Here is a 23,570-nt window from a genome sequence, read left to right on the forward strand (position 1 = left end):
TCCCCCCATTGTGCGCCAGGCCCCGGGCCCCCGGGCGCTTAGGCGATTTCGGGGTCCAGAACCAGTGGCGTACGCGGAGGACCCTCGTCGAGCAGCGTGCGCAGCAACTCGGCGAGCCTGGTCGGGTACACCGTCTCACGCGCTGCCGACAGTTCGGCGGAGGTCCACCACCTCAGACCCGCGACACTGCGCTGCTCCAGCCCGGTCAGCCCACCGGTGTCGGTGACGGTCTGCGTCGTACGTGCCAGGAAATACCACTCGTCCTGGTCCCAGCGGCGCCCGTCGAACGGGAACGAGCACATCCGCTGCCACAGCAGCGGGCCCAGTTCGACATCGGTGATGCCGGTCTCCTCCATCAACTCACGCAGCGCGGCCTCCTCCCGGGTCTCGTCGCCCTCCAGACCGCCACCGGGCGTGAACCACCAGGTGCTCTGCGGATCCCCGGGCTCGAACCCGTGGATCAGAAGGATCCGGTCGTCGGGGTCCAGGAGCACCACACGGGCGACCTTCCGCTTCTCAACGCGCACCGGCGGGCACCTTTCCGCTCCTCTTCCGGGCGGACCGTGCCGCGATCGGGCCGTATGCCGCACCGCCCAGGATGAGTACCACGCCCACGAGCACGGCGCCGAGCTGAAGCCGCAGCGGTCCCGGCGACGACACCCCGCCGGGGAGGGAGGCGAAGGCCCGCGGACGCTCGACCATGCCGTTCATCGGCCAGGCGACGGCATCCACCCGGGCCTGAACCGCGTCGCGGGGGACGGAGCCATGTCCCGCGTCGTCCAGGTGGACCCGGGAGTCCAGTGAGGCGGTGCGTTCGTCACCCAGCAGGAAGAGCTTCCCCTTGGGCACCTCCGCCGTGAAGTTCTCGGCCGAGGCCGGGTCCTTCGTGTGCAGATACGGTTCATCAATGGGCTTGCCGTTGACGGTGAGCCGGCCGTCCTTCCCGCAGCAGGCGATCTTGTCGCCGCCGATCCCGACGACCCGCTTCACCATCGGCAGGTTGGCGTCCCACGCGGGATCGGTGAAGACGACCACGTCGCCGCGGTGCACCTCGCTGCCGTCGATCCGCTGCGCGAGTATCCGGTCACCGGCGTGCACCGTCGGGGTCATCGACTCGGTCGGCACCGTGTACGGCTTGTACACCACCGCCCCCCAGGCGAACCCGCCGAGGAAGAGCACACAGCCGACGGCCACGGCCAGCCCCGACAGCATGCTGCCGAGCCGGCCGTGGCCGTCACCCGTACGTCCTTTACCGCTCATCCCAGCGTCCCCCCACCTCGGAGATCGACAATCGCTGATCCGAGTCGGCACCCTACCCGGCGGTACGCCTGCTGGTCAGCCTCCTGCGGCGCAGCAGTACGAGGGGCAGCGCACCCGCCATACCGAGTGCCCCCGGGGCCAGGCCCGCCGCCGCGGCGATCCCCGGCTGGTCGAAGGTGTCCGGGACCGGCAGGGTCGACCAGCGGTTGATCGGCCATGCCACCACCACGGCCCGCCCCACCACGTCGTCGACGGGCACGAAGCCCTTGGTCGACTCGTCGGTGTGATAGCGCGAGTCCAAGGAGTTCTGCCGGTGGTCGCCCATCACCCAGATCTTGCCCTCGGGCACCTTGAACGGCCCGAAGGGCTTGTCGTCGCAGGCCGAGTTGCCCGGGAAGATGTACGGCTCGTCGAGCGCCTTCCCGTTGACCTCGACCGGGCCGCCCTTCGCACACTGAACGGTGTCGCCGCCGACCGCGATGACCCGCTTGATCAGGTCCTTCTCCTTGGACGACGGCATCAGGCCGATGAAGCTCAGGAAGTCCTGCACCACGTTCGTCTCGGGGGTCGGCTCCCCGGCCAGCCAGTTGTCCGGATCGTGGAAAACGACCACCTCGCCGCGCTCGGGCTCCCCGCCGAACCAGGGGGTCAGCTTGTCCACCAGCACCCGGTCGCCCCGCTGGAGCGTGTTCTGCATCGAGTCCGAGGGGATCGAGAACGCCTGCACCAGGAACGTCTTGATCAGCAGCGCGAGAACCAGTGCGACGACGATGAGCAGCGGCAGCTCCTTCCAGAAGGGACGCTGCTTCCTGACCTTCGCGCCGTCCTCGTCCCTGTCTCCGTCCCCGTCCGGGCCCGGCGCCTCCACCGGCGGACCGGAGACAGGCCCAGCGGACCGGTCGGGCCCCTTCGCGGGCTCTTCGTGTCCAGGTCGTGCACCGGCAGCCACGTCACTCACATCCAGTCCTCACTCTGCGCCCACGCCTGCTCCAGGGCCCTGTCCGTTCAAAGGCCCATTGCCCCGAACAACGAGCGGGAGTTCCGCAGCGCTCCTGCGTCCCCGACCGCTTTGCCGACCGCGGGCCGCTGGGCATCCCCAGCCTCCCACCACCGACAACCGCCCTCCGGTTGCTCAGCGTGCTCGCCGAGAAACCGGAGGGCGGTTCATCCGTACCGTCCGGCTGGAGCCGAACCTGCCGATCCCACCGTGACGGGTGGTGGCCGGGGCCCACCCGGACGGAGATCTTCACACTCTGCGCAGCTGTACTGATCGGCCGTCAAGATCCTATGAAGAACACCCGGCGGGAATCCTTGCATTTAGACCGACCGGCAATTGGGGGGCGGCGTCGCGGGGCTGGGCACGCACATCTGCCGCGTTGTCGTCAATCAACAACTTCCCCAAGCTCTCGGCTTCGCTCGAGCAGGGGAGACCCCATTGCGTTGCCTCAATCCTCCGCCTTGCAGCTGCACGCACCCAGCCCCGCTCCTTCACCCACCCCCCAATTGCCGGTCGGTCCTACTCGATCTTGCCGATGCCTTGGTCGCAACGACATCAACGACATCACGCACCCTGCCGGTCGGCATGATTCAACGGATCATGCCAGGCCATCGGTCACCGCTGCCGACCGGAATCCAGGCCGGCCCGCCTGCGCCGCCAGAGCACGATCGGCACGGCTCCGGCGATGCCGATCGCGCCGGGCGCCACGGCCATCGCCGCGTTCAGGCCCGGCTGGTCGAAGGTCTTCGGGACGGGCAGGGTCGCCCAGCGGTTGATCGGCCACGCCACGACGATGGCCCGGCCGACCACCTCGTCGTTGGAGACCGTGCCGTCGCCCGGCAGCTCCTGGTGGTAGCGGGAGTCGCGGGAGTCCTGTCGGTGGTCGCCCATCACCCAGATCCGGCCCTCGGGCACCTTGATCGGGCCGAAGGGCGCGTCGTTGCAGGGGGTGTTGCCCGGGAAGATGAACGACTGCTCGTCCAAGGCCGTGCCGTTGACCACGACCGGGCCGTTCTCCTTGCACTCCACCGTGTCGCCGCCGATGGCGATGACCCGCTTGATCAGGTCCTTCTCCTCGGTGGACGGCATCAGCCCGATGAAGCTGAGAACCTTCTGGACCACATTCGGATGGACCTCCGGGGTCTCGTCCAGCCAGCCGCCCGGGTCGTGGAAGACCACGACCTCGCCACGCTCGGGCTCCGCGCCGAACCAGGGGGTCAGCTTGTCCACCAGCACCCGGTCGCCCCGCTGGAGCGTGTTCTGCATCGAGTCCGAGGGGATCGAGAACGCCTGCACCAGGAACGTCTTGATCAGCAGCGCGAGAACGAGTGCGATGACGATGAGCAGCGGCAGCTCCTTCCAGAAGGAGCGTGGCTTCTTCGCCGGCCTGCCACCGCCGTCCGGGGTGTCGCCGTCACTCCCCGCGTGGCCCGTCGCCCCGGCAGACCCGGCATTGCCCGAATGATCCGGCCGGTCCTCGGGTTCTTCGTGTCCGGATCGTGCACCGACGGCCAAATCCCCCACATCCACTCCTTATTCCGTGCCACCGCCTGCGCCCTAGCCGGTGCAGGCCCACCATTCCCATAACGAGCGGAAGTTCCGCAGGGGTCGGGAGAGGACTCATTCCGTTCGGATCCCGGGACGACACACTATTCGACGGGCCCGGCGCGGCAGCTGTCCCGGCGCGCGCGTCCGGGACCTGGCCGAAGGTTGTCGGCTCCTCCAGTTTTCGCCAGTGGCCGAAGGGCCAGGCGATCACGACGGCCCGTCCCACGACCTGGTCCTCGGAGACCGTGCCGTGTTCCGGCTCGTCCAGGTGATAGCGGGAATCGGCGGAGTCGGACCGGTGGTCGCCCATCACGAAGATCCGGCCCTGCGGAACCTTTACCTCGAATTTGATGAGGGAGGGAGGGTTCCCCGGATACAGATAGGGCTCGTCGAGCGGTACACCGTTGACGTTGATCCGGCCGTCCTTGCCGCAGCACTCCACCGTGTCGCCGCCGACCGCGATCACCCGCTTGATCAGATCCTGTTCGTCGTCGGAGGGCAGCAGCCCGATGAAGGTCAGCACCTCCTTCGCCTGCTTGACGACGACGGGCGACTCCTTCTTGCCGACGTTCTCCTGGTTCAGCCAGCGCCCCGGGTCCTTGAAGACGACGACGTCGCCGCGCTCGGGCCTGGATCCGAACCAGGGCGTCAGTTTGTCCACGAGCACCCGGTCACCGATCCGGATGGTCTGCTCCATCGATCCCGAAGGGATCACGAAGGCCTGCACCAGGAAGGTCTTGAGCACGAGCGCGATCAGCAGCGCCACGAGGACGAGCAGCGGGATCTCCCCCACGGCGGCCCCGCGCCGCCGTCGCCGGACCTTGCGGGCCAGCTTCCGCCGCTCCGCCCTGGTGGGCAGCGAACGCGCGGCCGTCGGCCCGGTACCGGGCGGCGGTATTCCCGGGCCGGACGACCCGCGCCGTCCGCGGCCGCGGTTACCCACGACCCCCACCCGGCGCCCGTACGGCGGAGAAGGCGGCGCTGTCCGGCAGCGAGCCCACCCGGCTGGGCGGCCAGCCGATCCAGTCCACCCTGCCGATCACCATGTCGACGGGGACCATGCCGCCGCCCGGCTCGCCCAGGTGGTCACGCGAGTCGCGGGAGTTGCTCCGGTGGTCGCCCATCATCCACAGCGTGCCGTCGGGGACGACGATGTCGAAGCGGACCTCGGAGGCCGCGTCCCCCGGATACAGGTAGCCCTCGGCGACCGGCCGGCCGTTCACCTCGACCCGGCCCCGCTTGTCGCAGCAGACCACCCGGTCACCGCCCACGCCCACCACCCGCTTCACGTAGTCGGTCTCGACGGGCTCCACGAGGCCCAGGGACGCGGCCACCGAGTGCACCAGACCGGTGACGGGGTTCTGCTGCGGGGGCTCCTGCACAAAGGATCCGGTGCCGTCAAAGACCACCACGTCGCCGCGTTGCGGCACGGAGCCGGAACGGTAGGCCAGTTTGTTCACCAGCACCCGGTCCCCCACCCGCAGCGTGGGCTCCATCGAGCCGCTGGGGATCAGGAAGGGCTGCACCACGTAGTTGCTCAGGAGCAGTACGAAGACCGCGCAGACGGCGCCGAGCGCCGCGGTCCGGCGCCAGGTCATCGGGGCGGCCGGCCGGTCCGGGATACGCGAGGAGCGCGACCCCTCCTCCGGCGCCGTTGCGGGTGCGGAGGAGCGGTCGCGCTCCGAGGGCTTTGCTTCCGTGTCCATCGGGGCCAGAGCCTATCCGGCCGTCCTGTGGACCTGGGAGTCAGCTCAGTTGTCGCGCTTCTCCTTGATCTTCGCGGCCTTGCCGCGCAGCTCACGGAGGTAGTACAGCTTGGCGCGACGGACGTCACCGCGGGTGACGAGCTCGATCTTCTCGAAGATCGGGCTGTGCACCGGGAAGGTGCGCTCGACGCCGACGCTGAAGGAGACCTTGCGGACCGTGAAGGTCTCGCTGACGCCCGCACCCTGGCGACGGATGACTACGCCCTTGAACTGCTGGATACGGGAGCGGTTGCCCTCGATCACTCGGACGTGGACGTTGACGGTGTCACCGGGGCGGAACGACGGGATGTCGGTACGCAGCGATGCGGCGTTGACGCCATCGAGCAGGGAAGCCATGTTGTCTGCTTTCTTCGCCGATGCCACAGGTCATCGACGGGAGAGAGTGAGAAATGGGGGTGCTGATCGCGTCGGGCGGACGTCGTTCCCCCTGTGGCAGGGGCGTACACCGGACGTACAGCAGCGGCCTATTCTTCCACGGCCTCGGGCCTGCGCCAAAATCGGCCACCGGGCTCGGGTGTCCAGCCGAGGATGGAGAGCATCTCGCGGTCCTTCTTGTCGAACCCCGCGGCGTCGCAGCGCTCGATCAGATCGGGCCGGTTGAGGGCGGTACGACGGAACGCCTCGTCCCGGCGCCAGCGGGCGATCCGCCCGTGGTGACCGCTGAGCAGCACCTCGGGGATCTCCCGGCCGCGCCACTCGGGGGGCTTGGTGTAGACGGGCCCCTCCAGCAGATTGGCCATCGCGCCGGGGGCGAAGGAGTCGTCCCGGTGCGATTCGGCGTTGCCGAGCACCCCGGGCAGCAGCCGGGCGACCGCCTCCGTGATCACCAGTACCGCTGCTTCCCCACCGGCCAGCACATAGTCGCCGATGGACACCTCGATCACCGGCATCCGGGTGGCGTACTCGTCCATCACTCGCCGGTCGATGCCCTCGTAGCGGGCCGGCGTGAAGATCAGCCACGGCCGCTCGGAGAGCTCGACGGCGAGCTCCTGGGTGAACGGACGGCCGCTCGGCGTCGGCACCACGAGCACCGGCGAGTGCGCCCCGGCCTCGTATCCGCCGGCCAGGGCGTCGTCCAGCGCCTCGCCCCACGGCTCGGTCTTCATGACCATGCCGGGGCCGCCGCCGTACGGGGTGTCGTCGACGGTGTTGTGCCGGTCGTAGGTCCAGTCGCGCAGGTCGTGCACATGGACGTCGAGGCGCCCGCGTGCGCGGGCCTTGCCGACGAGGGAGACGTTCAGCGGTTCCAGGTACTCGGGGAAGATCGTGACGACATCGAGGCGCATCAGGCGTCCTTCCCGGCCGCGGGAGCCCCGTCGTCGCCCTCTTCGTCCCGCGCGGAGGCGATCACGGCCTGGCTCGCGTCGATCAGGCCGGGCGGCGGGGTGATCACCGCGCGCTGCTCCGCCAGATCGATCTCGGTGACGATCTCCTCGACGAACGGGATCATCACCTCGCTGCCGTCCGGCCGCTCGACGATGAAGAGGTCCTGGGACGGCAGGTGGGTGATCTCGGTGATCCGGCCGATCGCGGTGCCGTCGGCGAGGACCACGTCGAGGTCCATCAGCTGATGGTCGTAGAACTCCTCGGGGTCCTCGGGGAGTTCCGCCGGGTCGACCTCGGCGATCAGGAGCGTGTTGCGCAGGGCCTCGGCAGCCGTACGGTCGCGGACGCCCTCGAAGCGCAGCAGCAGCCGTCCGCTGTGCACCCGGCCGGTCTCGATCGTCAGCGGTCCGGCGCCGGCCGGTTCGGTGGCGAGCACGGCCCCGGGCCCGAGCCGCAGCTCCGGCTCGTCCGTACGGACCTCGACGGTGACCTCGCCCTTGATGCCATGGGCACGGCCGATCCGCGCGACTACCAACTGCACCTTGTGTCTCTCCTGTCGTACGACGACGGGCCGGGGCGGGCGCATGGCCCTCCCCGGCCCGTGCCGGTGTTCAACTCTGTCAGCGAACCTGATCCACATCGACGAGGTCGACGCGGATGCCACGGCCGCCGATGGCGCCCACGACGGTGCGCAGCGCGCGTGCGGTGCGGCCGTTGCGGCCGATCACCTTGCCGAGGTCGTCGGGATGGACCCGGACCTCCAGCACGCGGCCACGGCGCAGGTTGCGCGAGGCGACCTGCACATCGTCAGGGTTGTCGACGATGCCCTTCACGAGGTGCTCGAGAGCCTCCTCGAGCATGCTCAGGCCTCGGTCGACTCGGCGGGCGCAGCCGCGTCAGCAGCCTCGTCCGCCTTCTTGTCGGACTTCTTCGCCTTCTGCGTGATGGCCTCGCCCTTGGACTCGTCGCCGCCGTCCTTGGTCAGGGCCTCGAACAGGGCGCGCTTGTCGGCCTTGGGCTCCGGCTGCAGCAGCGGCGCGGGGGCCGGGAGACCCTTGTGGGCCTGCCAGTCACCGGTGAGCTTCAGGATCGCGAGAACCGGCTCGGTCGGCTGGGCGCCGACGGACAGCCAGTACTGCGCACGCTCCGAGTTGACCTCGATGCGCGAGGGGTTCTGCACCGGGTGGTACAGGCCGATCTCCTCGATGGCCCGGCCGTCACGGCGGGTACGGGAGTCGGCGACGACGATGCGGTAGTGAGGCGAACGGATCTTGCCCAGACGCTTCAGCTTGATCTTGACTGCCACGGAAGTGGTGTCTCCTGGTCTATGACGTGGTTGGGCACAACGAAGATGCCACGTGGGGTTGCGGTACTCGGGTGCCCGATGGACGCGTCAGCCGGAGGAGAGAGGGGTCCTGTGCGACTGTCGAGTACAGCTAGCCATTGTGCCACACCGCGTCGGGTCACCCCACCGCGACTGCGGCTTCCGGGATTCGGAAGGGCTTTCCGCAGCCTCCGCAGACGATCGGCGCCTGCGCCAGGACCGACGGGACGACCCGCACATTGCGCCCGCAGTCGCAGACGGCCTTGACGCGGACGCCGCCACCGGAGGAGCCGTGCCGGGCGGCCGGCCCGCGGAAGGAACGCTTGGTGTCGGCGGCGGTCGCGACCGTGTGCGCCTTGAGGGCGCGCTGCAGCCGCTCGATCGTCGGGCGGTACCGTCGCTTGGCCTCGGGGTTGAGGGCGACGAGCGAGAAGCCGCTGCTGGGGTGGGGCTCCTCGGCATGGTCGAGGCCCAACTCCTCGGCGATCGCGAGGAATCTGCGGTTGTGGTAGCGGCCGGCGCGCGAAGTGTCGCGGACGCCTCGCGCGGCGGCGATGCCGTGGACTGCCTCATGCAGCAGTCGCTCGAAGGAGAGCTCGGCGCCGCAGGCGGACGAGGACTCTCCGATCAGGGACTCGGGCGCGGCAAGATCCGGCAGCTCGGGGTGGTACCGCTGAATGTCGGCCCACGCCTGCGCCAGCTCTGCGGCAAGTACAGGTGGTGTCGTGCTCACGTCGTGACAACGAGCACGAGTGCCCCGGTGTTCCGATTCCGGGCCATCCCAAATAATTTGCACGTACCAGTCAGTTGCCCTTGATGCGCCCCGACGAGGGCGGGTGCGCAGAACTGCGGAGAAGCCTCACAGCTCGCACCAAGGTGGTACGTAGTGACGCGTACGCCGGGCGCGCAGGCGGCCACCGTACGCCGGGGCGCCGGACGTCCGGGGCGGCGGGGTGGGGCGTCAGTAGGCGCGTGCCACCAGGGCGACAGTACCGGGCGCGTCGTCGGAGTCGGGCACCGACCCGTCCCCGGCGACCAGGCACCGTACCGACACCCCGTGTTCCGCGAGCCGGGCCTCCCCCGCCGGGCCGAGGGCCGACCAGGCGATACGGGCCCAGCCGCCCGCGACCGCCGCCTCCACGGCCTCCTCCACGGTCGCGACCTCGCTGGTGGCCGACTCGCGCCGACTCCGGGACTCCCGCAGCAGCGCCGCCTGGTCCTCCTCCAGGACCGCCGGGAGCAGAGCGGGCAGGGCCTCGGCCGGGACCGGCTCCTTGCCGCCGGGAACGCGCCGGGCCAGCATCGCGGTGGTCTTGCGACCGAGGACCACGTCGATGCCCAGCACATTGACCATGAAGTCGGCGTACACCTCGCGGTGGATGTACGCGGCGAATTCCCGGACCTCCTCGTCGGTGGCATGGGCGGTGTGGCCCTCCTACCAGAGGAATTCCGTCGTACGGAGGAACACCCGCGGGCGCATCTCCCAGCACACGACGTTCGCCCACTGGTTGATCAGGAGCGGCAGATCGCGGTAGCTCTGCACCCACTTCGAGAAGTATTCATTGATGATCGTTTCGGAGGTCGGCCGCACCACCACGGGCTCTTCGAGCTCTTTCCCGCCGCCGTGGGTGACCGTCGCGAGCTCCGGTGCGAAGCCTTCGACGTGCTCGGCCTCGCGTGTCAGGTAAGACTGGGGGATGAAGAGCGGGAAGTAGGCGTTGCGGGCGCCGGCCTTTTTGATCCGGGCATCCATCTCCTGCTGCATCCGCTCCCACAGGCTGTATCCGTACGGCCGGATGACCATGGTGCCGCGCACCGGGCCGTTGTCCGCGAGTTCGGCCTTGTTGATCAGATCCTGGTACCAGCGGGGAAAGTCCTCGGCCTGGGGCGTGAGAACGGGTGCCTTTGCCATGGCGCGCATCGTACGGCGACACCGCCCACCGCACGGGGCGACGGGCCCCGGTGCCGGGCGCCTTCCCCACGGACGCACCACCGCGGCACACAACCATTGCCATCGGCCCCCTGGACGCGGCAGCGGATGCGCAGTTCTCTGACATACGGGGGAAGCGGGCACACATGTACACGGGGGAGCAACCATTCGGGCACTACCGATCGGACACGGCCGACCTTCGGCGGATTGGGGCGCTTTCCATGACACCAACGCTCGTCCGGCACCACAGCCACGCGGAGACGTCCACCCGAACGGACCCCGGAAACCGTGCCCGGGACTGGGCCGAGATCCAGGAGCGGATGCTGGCACCGCTGTACGAGGCGGTGTACGAGCGGCTCGAAGTGGGAGCCGGCACCCGGCTGCTCTCCCTCGGCTGCGGCTCCGGTCTCGCGCTGCTGATCGCGGCCGCCCGCGGGGCGCACGTCACCGGAGTGGACACCGACCTCGAACGGCTGGCGCTCGCCCGGGCCCGGCTGCTGCCCGATCCCGGGAGCGATGCCGGGCCCCCGGCCGGGCATCCGAGGCTGCTGGAAGGTGATCCGTCCGCGGCCCGGCCGGCCGACGGAACGCCGTACACCCTGATCACCGCGTTCACTCCGATCGGCTGCTCCTTTGACGACGGCGAGGGGCTGGTGGCCGCGCTGCGGTCCGCGGTGCCGCTGGCCGCGCGGGGCAGCACCGTGGTGCTCACCGGCTGGGGCCCGCCGGAGCGCTGTGCGACGGCGCCCGTGCTGCGGGTGGCGGGGCGGCTGCCCGACCGGGACCGGGCCCCGCGCACCGGCGGCTGGCGGCCGTCGGGCCGGGACGACCTGGAGGAGCTGGCGTTCCGGGCCGGCCTGAATCCCGACGGCTCGGGCCGGGTGGCCTGCCCGTTCGGGTACGCGGACACGGACAGCGCGGTGCGGGGGCTGCTCTCCACCCGGCTCTTCGACGCTGCGGTGCTGGCGACGGACCGGGCCCAGGTGGAGAAGGAGGTCGCACAGGCCCTTCATCCGCACCGGCGCCGGGACGGCACGATCTGGATGCCGAACGTCTTCCGCTATCTCGTGTGCACCACCTGAGCAACCGCGGCGTCCGCTACTTGGACAGGCGGGTGATGCCGGCCGCCCGGTAGGCCTCGGCCTCGTCCAGCGTCTCGTTGGCCAGGAGCGCGGCGGACAGCGAGTCCAGCCGGTCCCGGTTCTCGCGCAGGAGCCGGCAGGCCACCTCGTAGCACTCGTCGACGATCCGCCGCATCTCGCCGTCCACCGCGTCGAGCGTGGCGGGGGCCGCCGAGAGTCCGTACGCCTGCTGGGCGTCGCCCGGGATCGCCGTCAGCCTGCCCACCTTGTGACTCATGCCCCAGCGGCCGACCATGCCGCGGGCCAGGTTGGTGACCTGTTCCAGATCGCTCTCGGCGCCGGTGGTGATCACGTCGAAGACCACCTGCTCGGCCGCCATGCCGCCGAGCGCCCCGACGATGCGGCCGCGCAGGTACTCCTCGGTGTACGCGTACTTGTCGGCGTCCGGCGTCGAGAGCGTGACACCCAGGGCGCGGCCGCGCGGCACGATGGTGACCTTGCGGACCGGGTCGGCGCCGGGCTGGAGCATGCCGAGCAGGGCGTGGCCGCTCTCGTGGTACGCGGTCCGGCGGCGTTCCTCGTCGGACATGACCAGTGAGCGTTCCGCGCCGAGCTGGACCTTCTCCAGGGCGTCCGAGAAGTCGGGCTGGGTGACCTCGGACTGCTGCCGCTTGACCGCCAGGAGCGCGGCCTCGTTGGCCAGGTTGGCCAGATCCGCGCCGGTCATTCCGGGGGTCGTACCGGCCACCTGGGCCAGGTTCACATCCTCGGCGAGCGGGATCTGCCGGGTGTGGATCTCCAGGATCGCCTCCCGGCCGCTCCGGTCCGGCGGGCTGACCTGGACGATCCGGTCGAAACGGCCGGGCCGGGTGAGCGCGGGGTCGAGCACGTCGGCGCGGTTGGTGGCGGCGAGCACGACTACGCCCTCCGATCCGGAGAAGCCGTCCATCTCGGTGAGGATCTGGTTGAGCGTCTGCTCGCGCTCGTCGTGGCCGCCCATGCCGGAGCCGCCGCCGCGGGCCCGGCCGATGGTGTCGATCTCGTCGATGAAGACGATGGCGGGGGCGACCTTGCGCGCCTCCGCGAAGAGTTCCCGGACCCGGCTCGCGCCGACGCCGACGATCATCTCGATGAACTCGGAGGCCGACGCCGAGAAGAACGGCACTCCGGCCTCACCGGCGACGGCCCTGGCCAGCAGGGTCTTGCCGGTGCCGGGCGGTCCCGCGAGCAGCACCCCGCCGGGCATCCGGGCGCCCATCCTCCGGTACGCCTGCGGGTTCTTCAGGAAGTCCACGACGTCGTTGAGCTCGCCCTCGACCTCGTCGATCCCGGCCACGTCCTTGAAGGTGGTGCGCTTGGCGCCCTCCGGTTCGACGGGTTTGGGCGGGGTCTTGCGCCCGAAGCCGCCCATCCCGCCACCCATGCCCCTGGACATCCGCCGGGCGATGAACACCCAGAGCACGACGAGGAGCAGCATGGGCGCGAGCGAGATCAGCAGGTTGGCGAGGAAGCTGCGCTGCTGGACGACCGGCTCGGCGGTGACCGTGACGTCGTCCTTGACCAGTTCGGCCCAGAGGTTGTCGTCCGCGAAGGCCGGCCGCTGGGTGACGAACTTGGTGTACTTCTCGTCGCTCCCCGGGACCTTCGCCTCCTTCTTGAGCTGCCCCTCGATGGCGTCGCCCTTGGAGTAGATCTTGGAGACATTGCCCGAGGTGACCTGCTTGCTGAACTCGGTGTACGCGATCGTCCGCTCCTTCTCCCCGTTGAAGAAGGAGAGCACCAGGTTGGCGATCAGATAGACGGCCAGCGCGGTCAGCAGCAGTCCGCCCCAGCCACCCGGCATCTTCCGGCCCGGTGTCGGGGGCGGCGGGGCGCCCTCGGAACGCCAGGGCTGATCGGTCCGGTCGCGGGGCGGTACGGGGTTGGTCACGCGTGCTCCTCTGCCGACAGCCGTTGAAGCGACAGTAAGGGAGGAATGCGGGCAAAGCCCTCCCGGAGTCTGCCGGATGGGCTCTTGGAGGGACGGCGCACGACAGCCGTGGCCGCGGCGGTCGCTCCGGGGCCGTATACGCCGAAGGGGGCGCCCGCCGGAAAGCGGGCGCCCCTTCGGGACATCACCGGGCCGTCATGGCCCGTCGAACCACGGGCCGGTTCAGCCCATGAACTTCTTGAACTCGTCCGGCAGCTCGAAGTTCTTGTCGTCCTGCGCCGGCAGACCGAACGCGCCGCCCTGCGCCGCCTGCTCGCGACGGGCCGCCGCGGCCTGCTCCTCGGCCTTGCGCTTCATCGGGTTGCCGCTCTTGCGCTTGCCCTTGGCCTGCTTGACCTGCTTCTTCTGCCGGCCGGGCCCACCGCCCATGCCCGGCATGCCGGGCATCCCCGGCATGCCGCCGCCCTGGGCCATCTTCGACATCATCTTGCGGGCGTCGAAGAACCGCTCCACCAGGTTCTTCACCGCGCTGACCTCGACACCGGAGCCCTTGGCGATGCGTGCCCGGCGCGAGCCGTTGATGATCGTCGGCTCGGCGCGCTCCTTCGGGGTCATCGACTTGATGATCGCGGCGGCACGGTCCACGTCGCGCTCGTCGATGTTGTTGATCTGGTCCTTGATCTGCCCCATGCCGGGCAGCATGCCGAGCAGCTTGGAGATGGAGCCCATCTTCCTGACCTGCTCCATCTGGGACAGGAAGTCGTCGAGCGTGAAGTCTTTGCCCTTGCTGGACGCCAGCTTGGAGGCCATTTTGGCGGCCTCTTCCTGGCTGAAGGTCTTCTCCGCCTGCTCGATCAGGGTGAGCAGGTCACCCATGTCGAGGATGCGGGACGCCATGCGGTCGGGGTGGAAGGCGTCGAACTCGTCGAGCTTCTCACCGTTCGACGCGAACATGATCTGCTTGCCCGTGACATGGGCGATCGACAGGGCCGCACCACCGCGGGCGTCACCGTCGAGCTTGGAGAGCACCACGCCGTCGAAGCCGACGCCGTCGCGGAAGGCCTCGGCGGTGTTGACCGCGTCCTGGCCGATCATCGCGTCGACGACGAAGAGGATCTCGTCCGGGCTGACGGCGTCGCGGATGTCCGCGGCCTGCTGCATCAGCTCCTGGTCGATACCGAGGCGGCCCGCGGTGTCGACGACGACGACGTCGTACTGCTTGGACCGGGCGTGCTCGATCGAGTCCTTGGCGACCTGGACCGGGTCACCGACCCCGTTGCCCGGCTCGGGCGCGTACACCGCGACACCGGCGCGGTCGGCGACGACGCTGAGCTGGTTGACGGCGTTGGGGCGCTGGAGGTCACAGGCGACGAGCAGCGGGGAGTGGCCCTGGCCCTTGAGCCAGAGGCCGAGCTTTCCGGCGAGGGTGGTCTTACCGGCGCCCTGGAGACCGGCGAGCATGATCACGGTGGGCGGGTTCTTGGCGAACCGCAGCCGCCGGGTCTCGCCGCCGAGGATCCCGACGAGCTCCTCGTTGACGATCTTGACGACCTGCTGGGCCGGGTTCAGCGCCTGGGAGACCTCGGCGCCGCGCGCCCGCTCCTTGACGTTGGCGATGAAGGCGCGGACGACGGGCAGCGCGACATCCGCTTCGAGCAGGGCGATACGGATCTCGCGAGCCGTGGCGTCGATGTCCGCCTCGGACAAGCGGCCCTTGCCCCTGAGGTTCTTGAAAGTCGCGGCAAGGCGGTCGGAGAGAGTATCGAACACGGCGCTCGTCGGTCCTCAGGGTCGGGGGCAAAGTGGATTCGGTACCCCAGGGTATCCGGCTCGGAAGAAACGATGACCCCTGCCCGGGAAATCCCGGGCGCGGGGCACGGCCACGCCTCACGCCCGCAGCGCGGCCTCCACCGCGTTCGCCACGGCGAGTGCCCGCTCCTCGGGCAGCGGCTTCCCGTCCGTGTCCGTGACGTAGAAGGCGTCCACCGCGTTCGCCCCCAGGGTCGACACATGCGCGCTGCGCACCCGTACCCCGCTGCTCTCCAGCGCCCGGCCGATCCGGTGCAGCAGTCCCGGGGCGTCCTGGGCCCGCACCTCGATCACGGTGGCCAGCCGGGAGCCGGCCGCCGCGACGGTCACCCTCGGCGGCGGGGCCTTCATCCCGCGGCGGCGCGGATAGGCGGCCTCGCGCTCGGCGAGCCTGGCCCGGATGTCCAGGGAGCCGTCCAGGGCGCGTACGAGGTCGGCGCGGAGCCGGGCGGCCTGCGGCAGCGAGCCGTACTCGGCCGCGACCCGCCAGCTGAGCAGCAGCAGGTCCGCGCTCTCACCCAGCTCGGTGGGGAGCTCCACGGCGCGCAGGTCGGCGGCGCGCACGGTGAGGCGGTGCAGGGCGAGGACGCCGGCCGTCGCGGGCAGCACGCCGGGCCGGTCGGGCAGGGCGATCCGGAGCTCGACGCCGACGGGTTCCGGTTCGCCGTCCTCGTTCGGGGCCTCGCTCTGGGCGCGCAGGGCGAGTACGGGTCCGCCGGTGCGCAGGGCCTCGACGGCGAGGCGTTCCTGTTCGGCGCCGGGTGCGGCGGGTTCCGGTTCCTGCGGGGCCCGGCCGGCGAGCACGGCGGCGACCCGCCCCACGAGGTCGGCGACGAGGGAGGCACGCCAGGGGGACCAGGCGGCGGGCCCGGTGGCGAGGGCGTCGGCCTCGGTGAGCGCGTGCAGGAGCTCCAGGGTGGTGGTGCTCCGGACCGCGTCGGCGACGGAGCGGACGGTCGCCGGGTCGTCGAGGTCGCGCCGGGTGGCGGTCTCGACGAGCAGCAGGTGGTGGCGTACGAGGGTGGCGATGACGCCCACATCGTGCTGGTCGAAGCCGATCCGGGCGGCCATGTCCCGGGCGATGACCTCACCGGCCGCGGAGTGGTCGCCGGGCCAGCCCTTGCCGATGTCGTGCAGGAGTGCGGCGACGAGGAGAAGGTCGGGGCGCTGGACGCGGCGGGTGAGGGCGGAGGCGCGGACGGCCGCTTCGACGAGGTGGCGGTCGACGGTCCAGGTGTGGACGGGGTTGCGCTGGGGGCGGCAGTGGACGCGTTCCCAGTCCGGGAGCAGCCGGGTGATCAGCCCTTCGGCTTCGAGCGCCTCCCAGACGGGGACGGTGGCCTCGCCCGCGCCGAGGAGGGTGACGAGTTCCTCGCGGGCCTCGGCGGGCCAGGGCACCGGGAGCGGGTGCGCGGCGGTGGCGAGCCGGCGTACGACGTGGCGGGAGAGCGGGAGCTCGGACTGGGCGGCCGCGGCGGCGGCGCGGAGCACGAGCACGGGGTCGCGTTCGGGGCGGGCGGTGCGGGCGAGGACCACCTCGCCGTCGGCCTCGACGACGCCCTCGGCGAGCGGGGTGCGTTCCGGCGCGGTCCCCCGGCCGCCGCCCAGCATGGCGCGCAGCCGGGGGCGCACGGACCGGGCGCGCAGCACGCGTTCGACCTCGCGCCAGGTGACGTCGGTGGCGTACGAGATGGTGCGGGCGGCCTCGTAGACCTGGCGGAGCAGGGCGTCGGCGTCCAGCAGGCCGAGCTCGCCGGCGACCTGGTCCTGTTCCTGGAGGGCGAGGCGGTCGGTGGCGCGGCCGGTGGTGAGGTGGAGGGCGTCGCGGGCGTCGAGCAGGACGCGGCGGGCTTCGGCGAGCCCTTCGCGGGGGGCGTCGGCGACCCAGGACGCGGCGACGGCGCGCAGGGCGGTGGCGTCCCGCAGTCCGCCGCGGGCCTCCTTGAGGTCGGGTTCGAGGAGGAACCTCAACTCGCCCTGGCGTTCAGCGCGTTCGCGGCAGAGCTCATGGAGTGCGGGCAGGCGCTTGGCGGCCTGGTTGCGCCAGTCGGCGAGGATCGCGGTGCGCATCGCGGCGACGAGTCCGAGGTCCCCGGCGACGGGCCGGGCGTCGAGCAGTCCGAGCTGGACCTTGAGGTCCTCGCCGGCTGTCCTGCGGGCCTCGGCGGGGGTGCGTACGGAGTGGTCGAGGGCGAGGCCGAGGTCCCAGACGGGGTACCAGACGCTGTCGGCGAGGGCGGCGACGGCCGCGGGGGCGGCGTTCCCGTCGTGCAGGAGCAGCAGGTCGAGGTCGCTGCGCGGGGAGAGACCGGCGCGTCCGTAGCCGCCGACGGCGACGAGGGCGGCGCCCTGGACGCCGGTCTGCCGGGCGGCGGCGGTGAACAGCGCGGTGAGCCAGTCGTCGGTGAGCGCCGCGAGGGCCGCACGGCGCGGCGGCCCGGACCGCGCCTTCTCCTGGAGGAGGCGCAGCCGGGCCGCCGCGTAGCCGCCGGGCTGCGAGTCTGCGGATTCGGTGGTCGTTCCGGTGCTCGTCATCCGGCTGCCTTTCGTCTCGGGAGCGTCGGTCAGAGTGCGTCCGGGCCGCGTTCGCCGGTCCGTACCCGGACCGCGGTGTCGACCGGCACGCTCCAGACCTTGCCGTCACCGATCTTGCCGGTGCGGGCGGCCTTCACGACGAGGTCGATGAGCTGTTCGGAGTCCTCGTCCTCGACCAGGACCTCGATACGGATCTTGGGCACGAGGTCCACGGTGTACTCGGCACCCCGGTAGACCTCGGTGTGGCCGCGCTGGCGCCCGTATCCGCTGGCTTCCGTGACCGTGAGGCCCTGGACACCGAAGGCCTGGAGGGCCTCCTTGATCTCGTCCAGCCGGTGTGGCTTCACGACTGCGGTGATGAGCTTCATGCGTCCACCCTCTTCGTCTTCGCTGCTGCCGTGTTGCCCGGGGCCGGGCTCGTGGTGCGCGGGGCCGCGCCGCCGCCCGCTCCGCTGAAGTCGTACGCGGTCTCGGCGTGTTCGACCTGGTCGATGCCGGAGATCTCGTCGTCCTCGGGGACCCGCATCCCGATCGTCCGGTCCAGCAGGAAGGCCAGGACCGCGGAGACGACCAGAGAGTACGCGAGCACGGCGAAGACGCCGACGGCCTGCTTGCCGAGCTGTTCGAGGCCGCCGCCGTAGAAGAGGCCCTTGGCGTCGGACTGGACGCCGCCGGTGGCGAAGAGGCCGACGAGGAGGGAGCCCGCGATGCCGCCGACGAGGTGGACGCCGACCACGTCCAGCGAGTCGTCGTAGCCGAACCGGTACTTCAGGCCGACGGCCATGGCGCAGAGCACACCGGCGATCGCGCCGACCGCGATGGCGCCGAGCGGGCTGACCGCACCGCCGGACGGGGTGATGGCGACGAGTCCCGCGACCGCGCCGGAGGCCGCGCCGAGGGTGGTGAAGGAGCCGTGGCGGAGCTTCTCGTAGCCGAGCCAGGCGAGCATCGCGGCGGCGGTGGCGACCTGGGTGTTGACGAACATCACCGCGCCGACGCCGTCGTCGTTGCCGAGCCACGAGCCGGCGTTGAAGCCGAACCAGCCGAACCAGAGCAGACCGGCACCGAGCATGACGAGCGGCAGGCTGTGCGGCCGCATCGGGTCCTTCTTGAAGCCGACGCGCTTGCCGATGACGAGGATCACGCCGAGCGCCGCCGCACCGGCGTTGATGTGGACGGCGGTACCGCCCGCGAAGTCGATGACCCCCATCTCGTACAGCCAGCCGCCCGCGCCCCAGACCCAGTGGGCGACGGGGAAGTAGACGACGGTGACCCAGAGCGTGATGAACAGGGCCCAGGAGGTGAATTTGACCCGGTCGGCGAGGGCACCGCTGATCAGGGCCGGGGTGAGCACGGCGAACATCAGCTGGAAGACGGCGAAGACATAGACCGGGATGGTGTAGCCGTCCCAGAGCTGGGTGACGCCGATCCCGCTGAGGCCGAGGTAGTCCGAGCTCCAGCCGACGACGGAGCCGATGTCGGCGCCGAAGGCGAGGCCGAATCCGTAGAGCACCCACAGGATCGTGACGATCCCGAGGCTGATGAAGCTCATCATCAGCATGTTGAGGGTGCTCTTGACGCGAACCATGCCTCCGTAGAAGAAGGCCAGGGCCGGGGTCATGAGCATCACCAGGGCGGAGCAGATGAGCATGAACCCGGTGTTGGCGGCAGACAGGGTCGGGGTGTCTGCGGCAAGCGTCGTGATGCCTGGGGGCATCGGCGTCTCCTCGTCGTCGGTGCGGCCGCGTGCGGGCGATCGGGAGCGGCACCACGTGCGGGACCACTGGGGAAAAGGTGCGGGCCGGTTATGGCCACGAGATTCGCCCAGCGCGGTTTCCGCCGATGCCGCACGGTGTTTCACGGCGGTGACGAAGAGGTCGGGTGTGTTACGCCGCCATGAACCGACGGCGGCGCGACCGGTGCCGGGCCCATCCCGCGGCCGGGGCCGCATACGGTGCGGTTACGACTCTTGCGTACGGGCACGGCAACGCGAACCGGCCACGCCGACCACCCGCTGACCTGGCAGTTGGGGGAGCCGAAGTCGGTCTGTGCGGGGTGGTCGCCGTGGCCGGGGCCGGGGGCTGCTCAGACCGCTTCCGCGGTCTCCGGCAGCTGCTCGGTGAGGAGATCGGTGAGCCTGGCGACTTCGGCGATGTCCCCGAAGTCCCTGGCGGCGGTGTCGACGGTCTTGCGGAGCCGGGTGTTGACGCGCTCGGAGCGGATCTTCCTGGCTACGCGCAGGGCCTGCTCGGCCAGGATCGTGGACTGTTCGGGCTCGCGCTTGAGGAGGTGGACGGTGGCGAGGCCGATCAGGTTGAGCGCGTACGAACGCTGGTGCTCGTCGTCCTCGCCGAAGAGCCGGACGGCCTTCTCCATCAGGGGCTCGGCGAGCGTGGCGTACGTGGGGCTGCGGCCCGCCACATAGGCGAGGTCGCGGAAGGAGTGGGAGTTCTCGCCGTTGAGCTCGGCCTCCGAGAAGAAGCGGATCCAGTCGGGCTCGGGCTCGCCGTCGATCCCCACGTCGAGAAAGGTGTCCTCGGCCATCCGGACGGCTCGCTTGCACTTGCTGGGCTGGCCCATGTTGGCGTACGCGCGGGCCTCCATCGCATACAGCATGGCCTGGGTGCGCGGGGTGGCGCAGTCCCGGCTGCCGTACTGCGCGAGGTGGATCAGTTCGAGGGCGTCGTCGGGCCGTCCGAGGTGGATCATCTGGCGGCTCATGCTGGACAGGATGTACGAGCCCAGCGGTTTGTCACCGGCCTCCTTGGCGGCGTGGAGCGCGAGGACGAAGTACTTCTGGGCGGTGGGCTGGAGGCCGACGTCGTAGCTCATCCAGCCCGCCAGCTCGGCCAGCTCGGCGGCGCACCGGAAGAGCCGCTTGGCGGTGCCCTCCGGCTGTGGCTCCTGGAGCAGGTCGGTGACCTCGTGGAGCTGTCCGACGACGGCCTTGCGGCGCAGCCCGCCGCCGCACTGCGCGTCCCACTGGCGGAACATCGCGGTGGTGGACTCCAGCAGATCGAGCTCGGGGCCGGAAAGCCGGGAGGGGCGGCGGGCCGCAGCCGCGGGTTCCGGTTCCGCGGAGCCGGCGGTGGAGACGGGCACCAGCCAGCGCTGCATGGGCTCGATGAGCGCGGGTCCGGCGGCCAGGGCGAGCGAGGAGCCGAGGAATCCCCGGCGGGCGAGCATGAGGTCGCTGCGGGAGAACTCGCTGAGCAGGGCGACGGTCTGCGGGCCGGCCCAGGGCAGGTCGACGCCGGACACGGACGGCGACTGGTGCGCGGAGCGCAGTCCGAGGTCCTCCACGGCGACGACGGCGCCGAAGCGCTCCGAGAAGAGCTCGGAGAGGATGCGCGGGATCGGCTCGCGCGGCTGCTCGCCGTCGAGCCAGCGCCGCACCCGGGAGGTGTCGGTGCTGATGTGGTGGGCACCCATCTGGCGCGCCCGGCGGTTCACCTGGCGGGCGAGCTCGCCCTTCGACCAGCCGCTTCGCACGAACCATGAGCTCAATTGCCCGTTGGGGCGCTTGCCGGCATTCGAATCGCCTGCGCCGCTGCCACTCACTGGAACGCCCCCATCCCGCTGAATATCTGTCACGCGAACCATTACCCGAATGCCCTGAGCCGATGCCGCCCATGCGGCGGGTGCGCACCGCCGAACAGGAAATCGGGTTGCCTCCGGCATACCCACGGGCGCACATACTTCCATGGTTCGTGTACCGACGGTAATCCTACGATCACCCCCGGGCGAGGGCGATTACAGAAACGCCACCATTCGCCACCCCTTCGAATGAACGCCACCTCTGTCGGGCGCGATTCACTTGACACGCGGCGATCAGCAGGGGGCGCAGTGATGCGGAACGGGGCGCGCGAACAATGAACAATGATGTACGACCCCGAATGTCACCGGCGCACTCCGGATCGACGGCGACGACGGAGCGTCACGACTCAAGCCCGCGTCGTAACCACCGGCGAGTCGGACCCGTTGGAGGGGGCATGGGCTTCACGATCGGCGGCATCCGCGAGATGCGCACCGGCTCACGGCGCCGCGGCCGTGCGGCCGAGTGCACGGCAGTGGCCGAGTACACGGGACTGTGGGGCTGGGCCGTCGCGCCGGGGGCGCGGGCCGCGGCCGGCCGCTGCTCGTGCGGGCGGGCGGACTGCCCCTCCCCCGGCGCCCATCCGCTGGACTTCGCCCCCGAGGTCCCCGCGGGCGCCACGCTCGACGCGGCGGCCGGCACATGGGCCCAGGTGCCGGGCGCCTCGATGCTGCTGCCGGTGGGCCGCACCTTCGACGTCCTCGATGTCGCCGAGGCGGCCGGGCGCCGCGCCCTGGTGCGGATGGAGCGGATGGGGCTGCCGCTCGGCCCGGTCGCGGTGACCCCGGCCGGGCGGGCGCAGTTCTTCGTCGCCCCCGGGGCCGCCGCCGCGCTCCCGCAGCTGCTGTACCGGATGGGCTGGGACGACGCGGGGCTGGACCTGCGGGCGCTGGGGCCCGGCTGCCACATCACCGCCCCGCCGTCCGACGAGGGAGGTCTGGGCCCGGTCCGCTGGCTGCGTCCGCCGGTGCTGGACACGGCGGCCACGCCGCCGGAGGCCCGGCTGCTGCTCGGCACGCTGGCGTACAGCTGCCATCGCGCACCGCTGTGCGGCTGAGCGCGCCGACGCCGACGCCGGAGCCGGCCCCGTAACACCGAAGAGCCCGACCGCTGCTTGCGTCATGCGGTCGGGCTCTTCGGGTGCGGCGCGGGGTGTCAGTCGCCGATCAGGGCGTCCACGAATGCCTCCGGCTCGAAGGGGGCCAGGTCGTCCGGGCCCTCGCCGAGTCCGACCAGCTTCACCGGCACGCCCAGCTCGCGCTGGACGGCGACGACGATGCCGCCCTTGGCGGTGCCGTCCAGCTTGGTGAGCACGATGCCGGTGATGTCCACGACCTCGGCGAACACCCGGGCCTGCACCAGACCGTTCTGCCCGGTCGTGGCATCGAGGACCAGCAGGACCTCGTCGAGCGGTCCGTGCTTCTCGACGACCCGCTTGACCTTGCCGAGCTCGTCCATCAGCCCGGTCTTGGTGTGCAGCCGTCCGGCGGTGTCGATGAGGACCACATCGGCGCCCTCGGCGATGCCTTCCTTCACCGCGTCGAAGGCGATCGACGCGGGGTCGCCGCCCTCGGGGCCGCGCACGGTGCGGGCGCCGACGCGCTCGCCCCAGGTCTGGAGCTGGTCGGCGGCGGCCGCCCGGAAGGTGTCGGCCGCGCCGAGCACGACGCTGCGGCCGTCGGCGACGAGCACCCGGGCCAGCTTGCCGGTGGTGGTGGTCTTGCCGGTGCCGTTGACGCCGACGACCATCACGACGCCGGGGGTGTCGAGGCCGCTCTCCGTCTTGACCGCGCGGTCGAAGTCGGTGCCGAGCAGGGTGAGGAGCTCCTCGCGCAGCAGCGCGCGCAGCCCTTCGGGGGTACGGGTGCCGAGCACCCGGACGCGCTCGCGGAGCCGCTCCACCAGTTCCTGGGTGGGCGCGACGCCGACGTCGGCGGTGAGGAGGGTGTCCTCGATCTCCTCCCAGGTGTCCTCGTCGAGGTTGTCGCGGGACAGGAGGGTGAGCAGCCCCTTGCCGAGGGAGTTCTGCGAGCGGGCGAGCCGGGCGCGCAGCCGTACCAGACGGCCGGCAGTGGGCTCGGGCACTTCGAGGGCGGGGGCGGCGGCCGCCTCCGGCTCGACGGCCTCGGGGGCCTCCTCGGCGGGAGCCTCGGCCTCGGGCGGGCCGACCTCCTCGATGGTGCGGCGCGGTTCCTCGCGCGGCGTCTCGGCTTCCTCGCCGACATGGGGCTCGGCAGGAGGAGTGATGGTCGGCGTGCTCGACGGTGCCGGGGGCAGCTGCTTCTTCTTGCGGCTGCTGACCACGAGCCCGCTGATCACGCCGACCGCGACCAGGGCGATGACTACAGCAAGGATGACGAATTCCATAACCCACCCAGTATCAGTCACGTCCGCCCGAGAAGACCGCCCCGAAGGATCCCTCAGGCGTCCCCTTGAGCGTTATGCACCCTTTGGAGGTAAAGGTACGA

The 23,570-nt window shown here is 70.9% G+C and carries 21 protein-coding genes and 1 pseudogene; 2 read left to right on the forward strand and 20 right to left on the reverse strand.

The features are described from left to right. Positions 1 to 38 precede the first annotated feature (38 nt). The 13 genes and pseudogenes from BT364_RS23530 to BT364_RS23590 all read right to left on the reverse strand — a co-directional run bounded on the left by BT364_RS23530 (position 39) and on the right by BT364_RS23590 (position 10,133). Positions 39 to 527 carry an NUDIX hydrolase gene (locus BT364_RS23530; RefSeq protein ID WP_072487226.1) on the reverse strand — a complete coding sequence of 163 codons (489 nt, stop codon included), beginning with the start codon at positions 525 to 527 and terminating at the stop codon, positions 39 to 41. Continuing rightward, the gene (gene lepB, locus BT364_RS23535) at positions 517 to 1,260 is read right to left on the reverse strand and encodes a signal peptidase I (RefSeq protein ID WP_072487227.1); all 744 of its coding nucleotides are present in this window, start codon (positions 1,258 to 1,260) and stop codon (positions 517 to 519) included. Before lepB (BT364_RS23535) ends, BT364_RS23530 begins: the two co-directional genes overlap by 11 nt. Positions 1,261 to 1,312: 52 nt before the next feature. Beyond that, entirely contained in the window at positions 1,313 to 2,209 is an 897-nt protein-coding gene (gene lepB, locus BT364_RS23540; RefSeq protein ID WP_107408295.1) for a signal peptidase I, read from the reverse strand. A 663-nt stretch (positions 2,210 to 2,872) separates the two neighbouring features. After that, positions 2,873 to 3,772: a signal peptidase I gene (gene lepB / locus BT364_RS23545; protein ID WP_072487229.1), complete on the reverse strand. Its 900-nt coding sequence runs from the start codon at positions 3,770 to 3,772 to the stop codon at positions 2,873 to 2,875. Further along, a complete protein-coding gene (gene lepB, locus BT364_RS23550) occupies positions 3,672 to 4,748 on the reverse strand; it encodes a signal peptidase I (protein ID WP_072487330.1) in 1,077 nt (358 codons plus the stop codon). The genes lepB (BT364_RS23545) and lepB (BT364_RS23550) overlap by 101 nt, the downstream gene beginning before the upstream one ends. Next, positions 4,741 to 5,511 (reverse strand): signal peptidase I, encoded by a 771-nt coding sequence (gene lepB, locus BT364_RS23555; protein WP_072487230.1) that lies wholly within the window; start codon positions 5,509 to 5,511, stop codon positions 4,741 to 4,743. The genes lepB (BT364_RS23550) and lepB (BT364_RS23555) overlap by 8 nt, the downstream gene beginning before the upstream one ends. A gap of 45 nt (positions 5,512 to 5,556) precedes the next feature. Next, positions 5,557 to 5,907 (reverse strand): 50S ribosomal protein L19, encoded by a 351-nt coding sequence (rplS, locus tag BT364_RS23560; protein ID WP_072487231.1) that lies wholly within the window; start codon positions 5,905 to 5,907, stop codon positions 5,557 to 5,559. Between the two features lie 128 nt (positions 5,908 to 6,035). Next, on the reverse strand, positions 6,036 to 6,857 hold the full coding sequence (trmD, locus tag BT364_RS23565; protein WP_072487232.1) for a tRNA (guanosine(37)-N1)-methyltransferase TrmD: 822 nt from the start codon (positions 6,855 to 6,857) through the stop codon (positions 6,036 to 6,038). Further along, positions 6,857 to 7,438 (reverse strand): ribosome maturation factor RimM, encoded by a 582-nt coding sequence (gene rimM / locus BT364_RS23570; protein ID WP_072487233.1) that lies wholly within the window; start codon positions 7,436 to 7,438, stop codon positions 6,857 to 6,859. The genes trmD and rimM overlap by 1 nt, the downstream gene beginning before the upstream one ends. 79 nt (positions 7,439 to 7,517) lie before the next feature. After that, positions 7,518 to 7,757, reverse strand: coding sequence for an RNA-binding protein (locus BT364_RS23575; RefSeq protein ID WP_005311361.1), 240 nt, complete (start codon positions 7,755 to 7,757; stop codon positions 7,518 to 7,520). Between the two features lie 2 nt (positions 7,758 to 7,759). After that, complete coding sequence (rpsP, locus tag BT364_RS23580; protein WP_072487234.1) at positions 7,760 to 8,203, reverse strand: 30S ribosomal protein S16; 444 nt, start codon at positions 8,201 to 8,203, stop codon at positions 7,760 to 7,762. Between the two features lie 157 nt (positions 8,204 to 8,360). Next, positions 8,361 to 8,954, reverse strand: a complete 594-nt coding sequence (locus BT364_RS23585) for a hypothetical protein (protein WP_072487235.1) — start codon at positions 8,952 to 8,954, stop codon at positions 8,361 to 8,363. A gap of 228 nt (positions 8,955 to 9,182) precedes the next feature. Next, positions 9,183 to 10,133 (reverse strand): annotated as a pseudogene (locus tag BT364_RS23590) (hypothetical protein). A gap of 239 nt (positions 10,134 to 10,372) precedes the next feature. Between BT364_RS23590 and BT364_RS23595 the strand changes: the two are divergent. Continuing rightward, the gene (locus BT364_RS23595; protein ID WP_072487236.1) at positions 10,373 to 11,233 is read left to right on the forward strand and encodes a class I SAM-dependent methyltransferase; all 861 of its coding nucleotides are present in this window, start codon (positions 10,373 to 10,375) and stop codon (positions 11,231 to 11,233) included. A gap of 16 nt (positions 11,234 to 11,249) precedes the next feature. Here the strand turns inward: BT364_RS23595 and ftsH are convergent, their stop codons facing one another. From ftsH to nsdA, 6 genes are all read right to left on the reverse strand, one after another. Then, entirely contained in the window at positions 11,250 to 13,163 is a 1,914-nt protein-coding gene (gene ftsH / locus BT364_RS23600; protein ID WP_072487237.1) for an ATP-dependent zinc metalloprotease FtsH, read from the reverse strand. 222 nt (positions 13,164 to 13,385) lie between these two features. After that, positions 13,386 to 14,933 (reverse strand): signal recognition particle protein, encoded by a 1,548-nt coding sequence (gene ffh, locus BT364_RS23605; protein WP_072487238.1) that lies wholly within the window; start codon positions 14,931 to 14,933, stop codon positions 13,386 to 13,388. 117 nt (positions 14,934 to 15,050) lie between these two features. Then, positions 15,051 to 17,507, reverse strand: coding sequence for a [protein-PII] uridylyltransferase (locus tag BT364_RS23610; protein ID WP_072487239.1), 2,457 nt, complete (start codon positions 17,505 to 17,507; stop codon positions 15,051 to 15,053). A 29-nt stretch (positions 17,508 to 17,536) separates the two neighbouring features. Next, complete coding sequence (locus BT364_RS23615) at positions 17,537 to 17,875, reverse strand: P-II family nitrogen regulator (RefSeq protein WP_072487240.1); 339 nt, start codon at positions 17,873 to 17,875, stop codon at positions 17,537 to 17,539. Next, a complete protein-coding gene (locus BT364_RS23620) occupies positions 17,872 to 19,224 on the reverse strand; it encodes an ammonium transporter (RefSeq protein ID WP_072487241.1) in 1,353 nt (450 codons plus the stop codon). The genes BT364_RS23615 and BT364_RS23620 overlap by 4 nt, the downstream gene beginning before the upstream one ends. Before the next feature lie 368 nt (positions 19,225 to 19,592). Further along, positions 19,593 to 21,068 (reverse strand): transcriptional repressor NsdA, encoded by a 1,476-nt coding sequence (nsdA, locus tag BT364_RS23625; RefSeq protein ID WP_072487242.1) that lies wholly within the window; start codon positions 21,066 to 21,068, stop codon positions 19,593 to 19,595. A 431-nt stretch (positions 21,069 to 21,499) separates the two neighbouring features. On the opposite strand from nsdA, the gene BT364_RS23630 reads away from it, so the two are divergent. Further along, positions 21,500 to 22,159, forward strand: coding sequence for a bifunctional DNA primase/polymerase (locus tag BT364_RS23630; protein ID WP_072487243.1), 660 nt, complete (start codon positions 21,500 to 21,502; stop codon positions 22,157 to 22,159). A 98-nt stretch (positions 22,160 to 22,257) separates the two neighbouring features. Here BT364_RS23630 and ftsY read toward each other — a convergent pair whose 3' ends face one another. Beyond that, complete coding sequence (gene ftsY, locus BT364_RS23635; protein ID WP_072487244.1) at positions 22,258 to 23,469, reverse strand: signal recognition particle-docking protein FtsY; 1,212 nt, start codon at positions 23,467 to 23,469, stop codon at positions 22,258 to 22,260. Positions 23,470 to 23,570 lie beyond the last annotated feature (101 nt).

The sequence above is a fragment of the Streptomyces atratus genome (assembly GCF_900119365.1).
In the GTDB taxonomy this organism is placed as follows: domain Bacteria; phylum Actinomycetota; class Actinomycetes; order Streptomycetales; family Streptomycetaceae; genus Streptomyces; species Streptomyces atratus_B.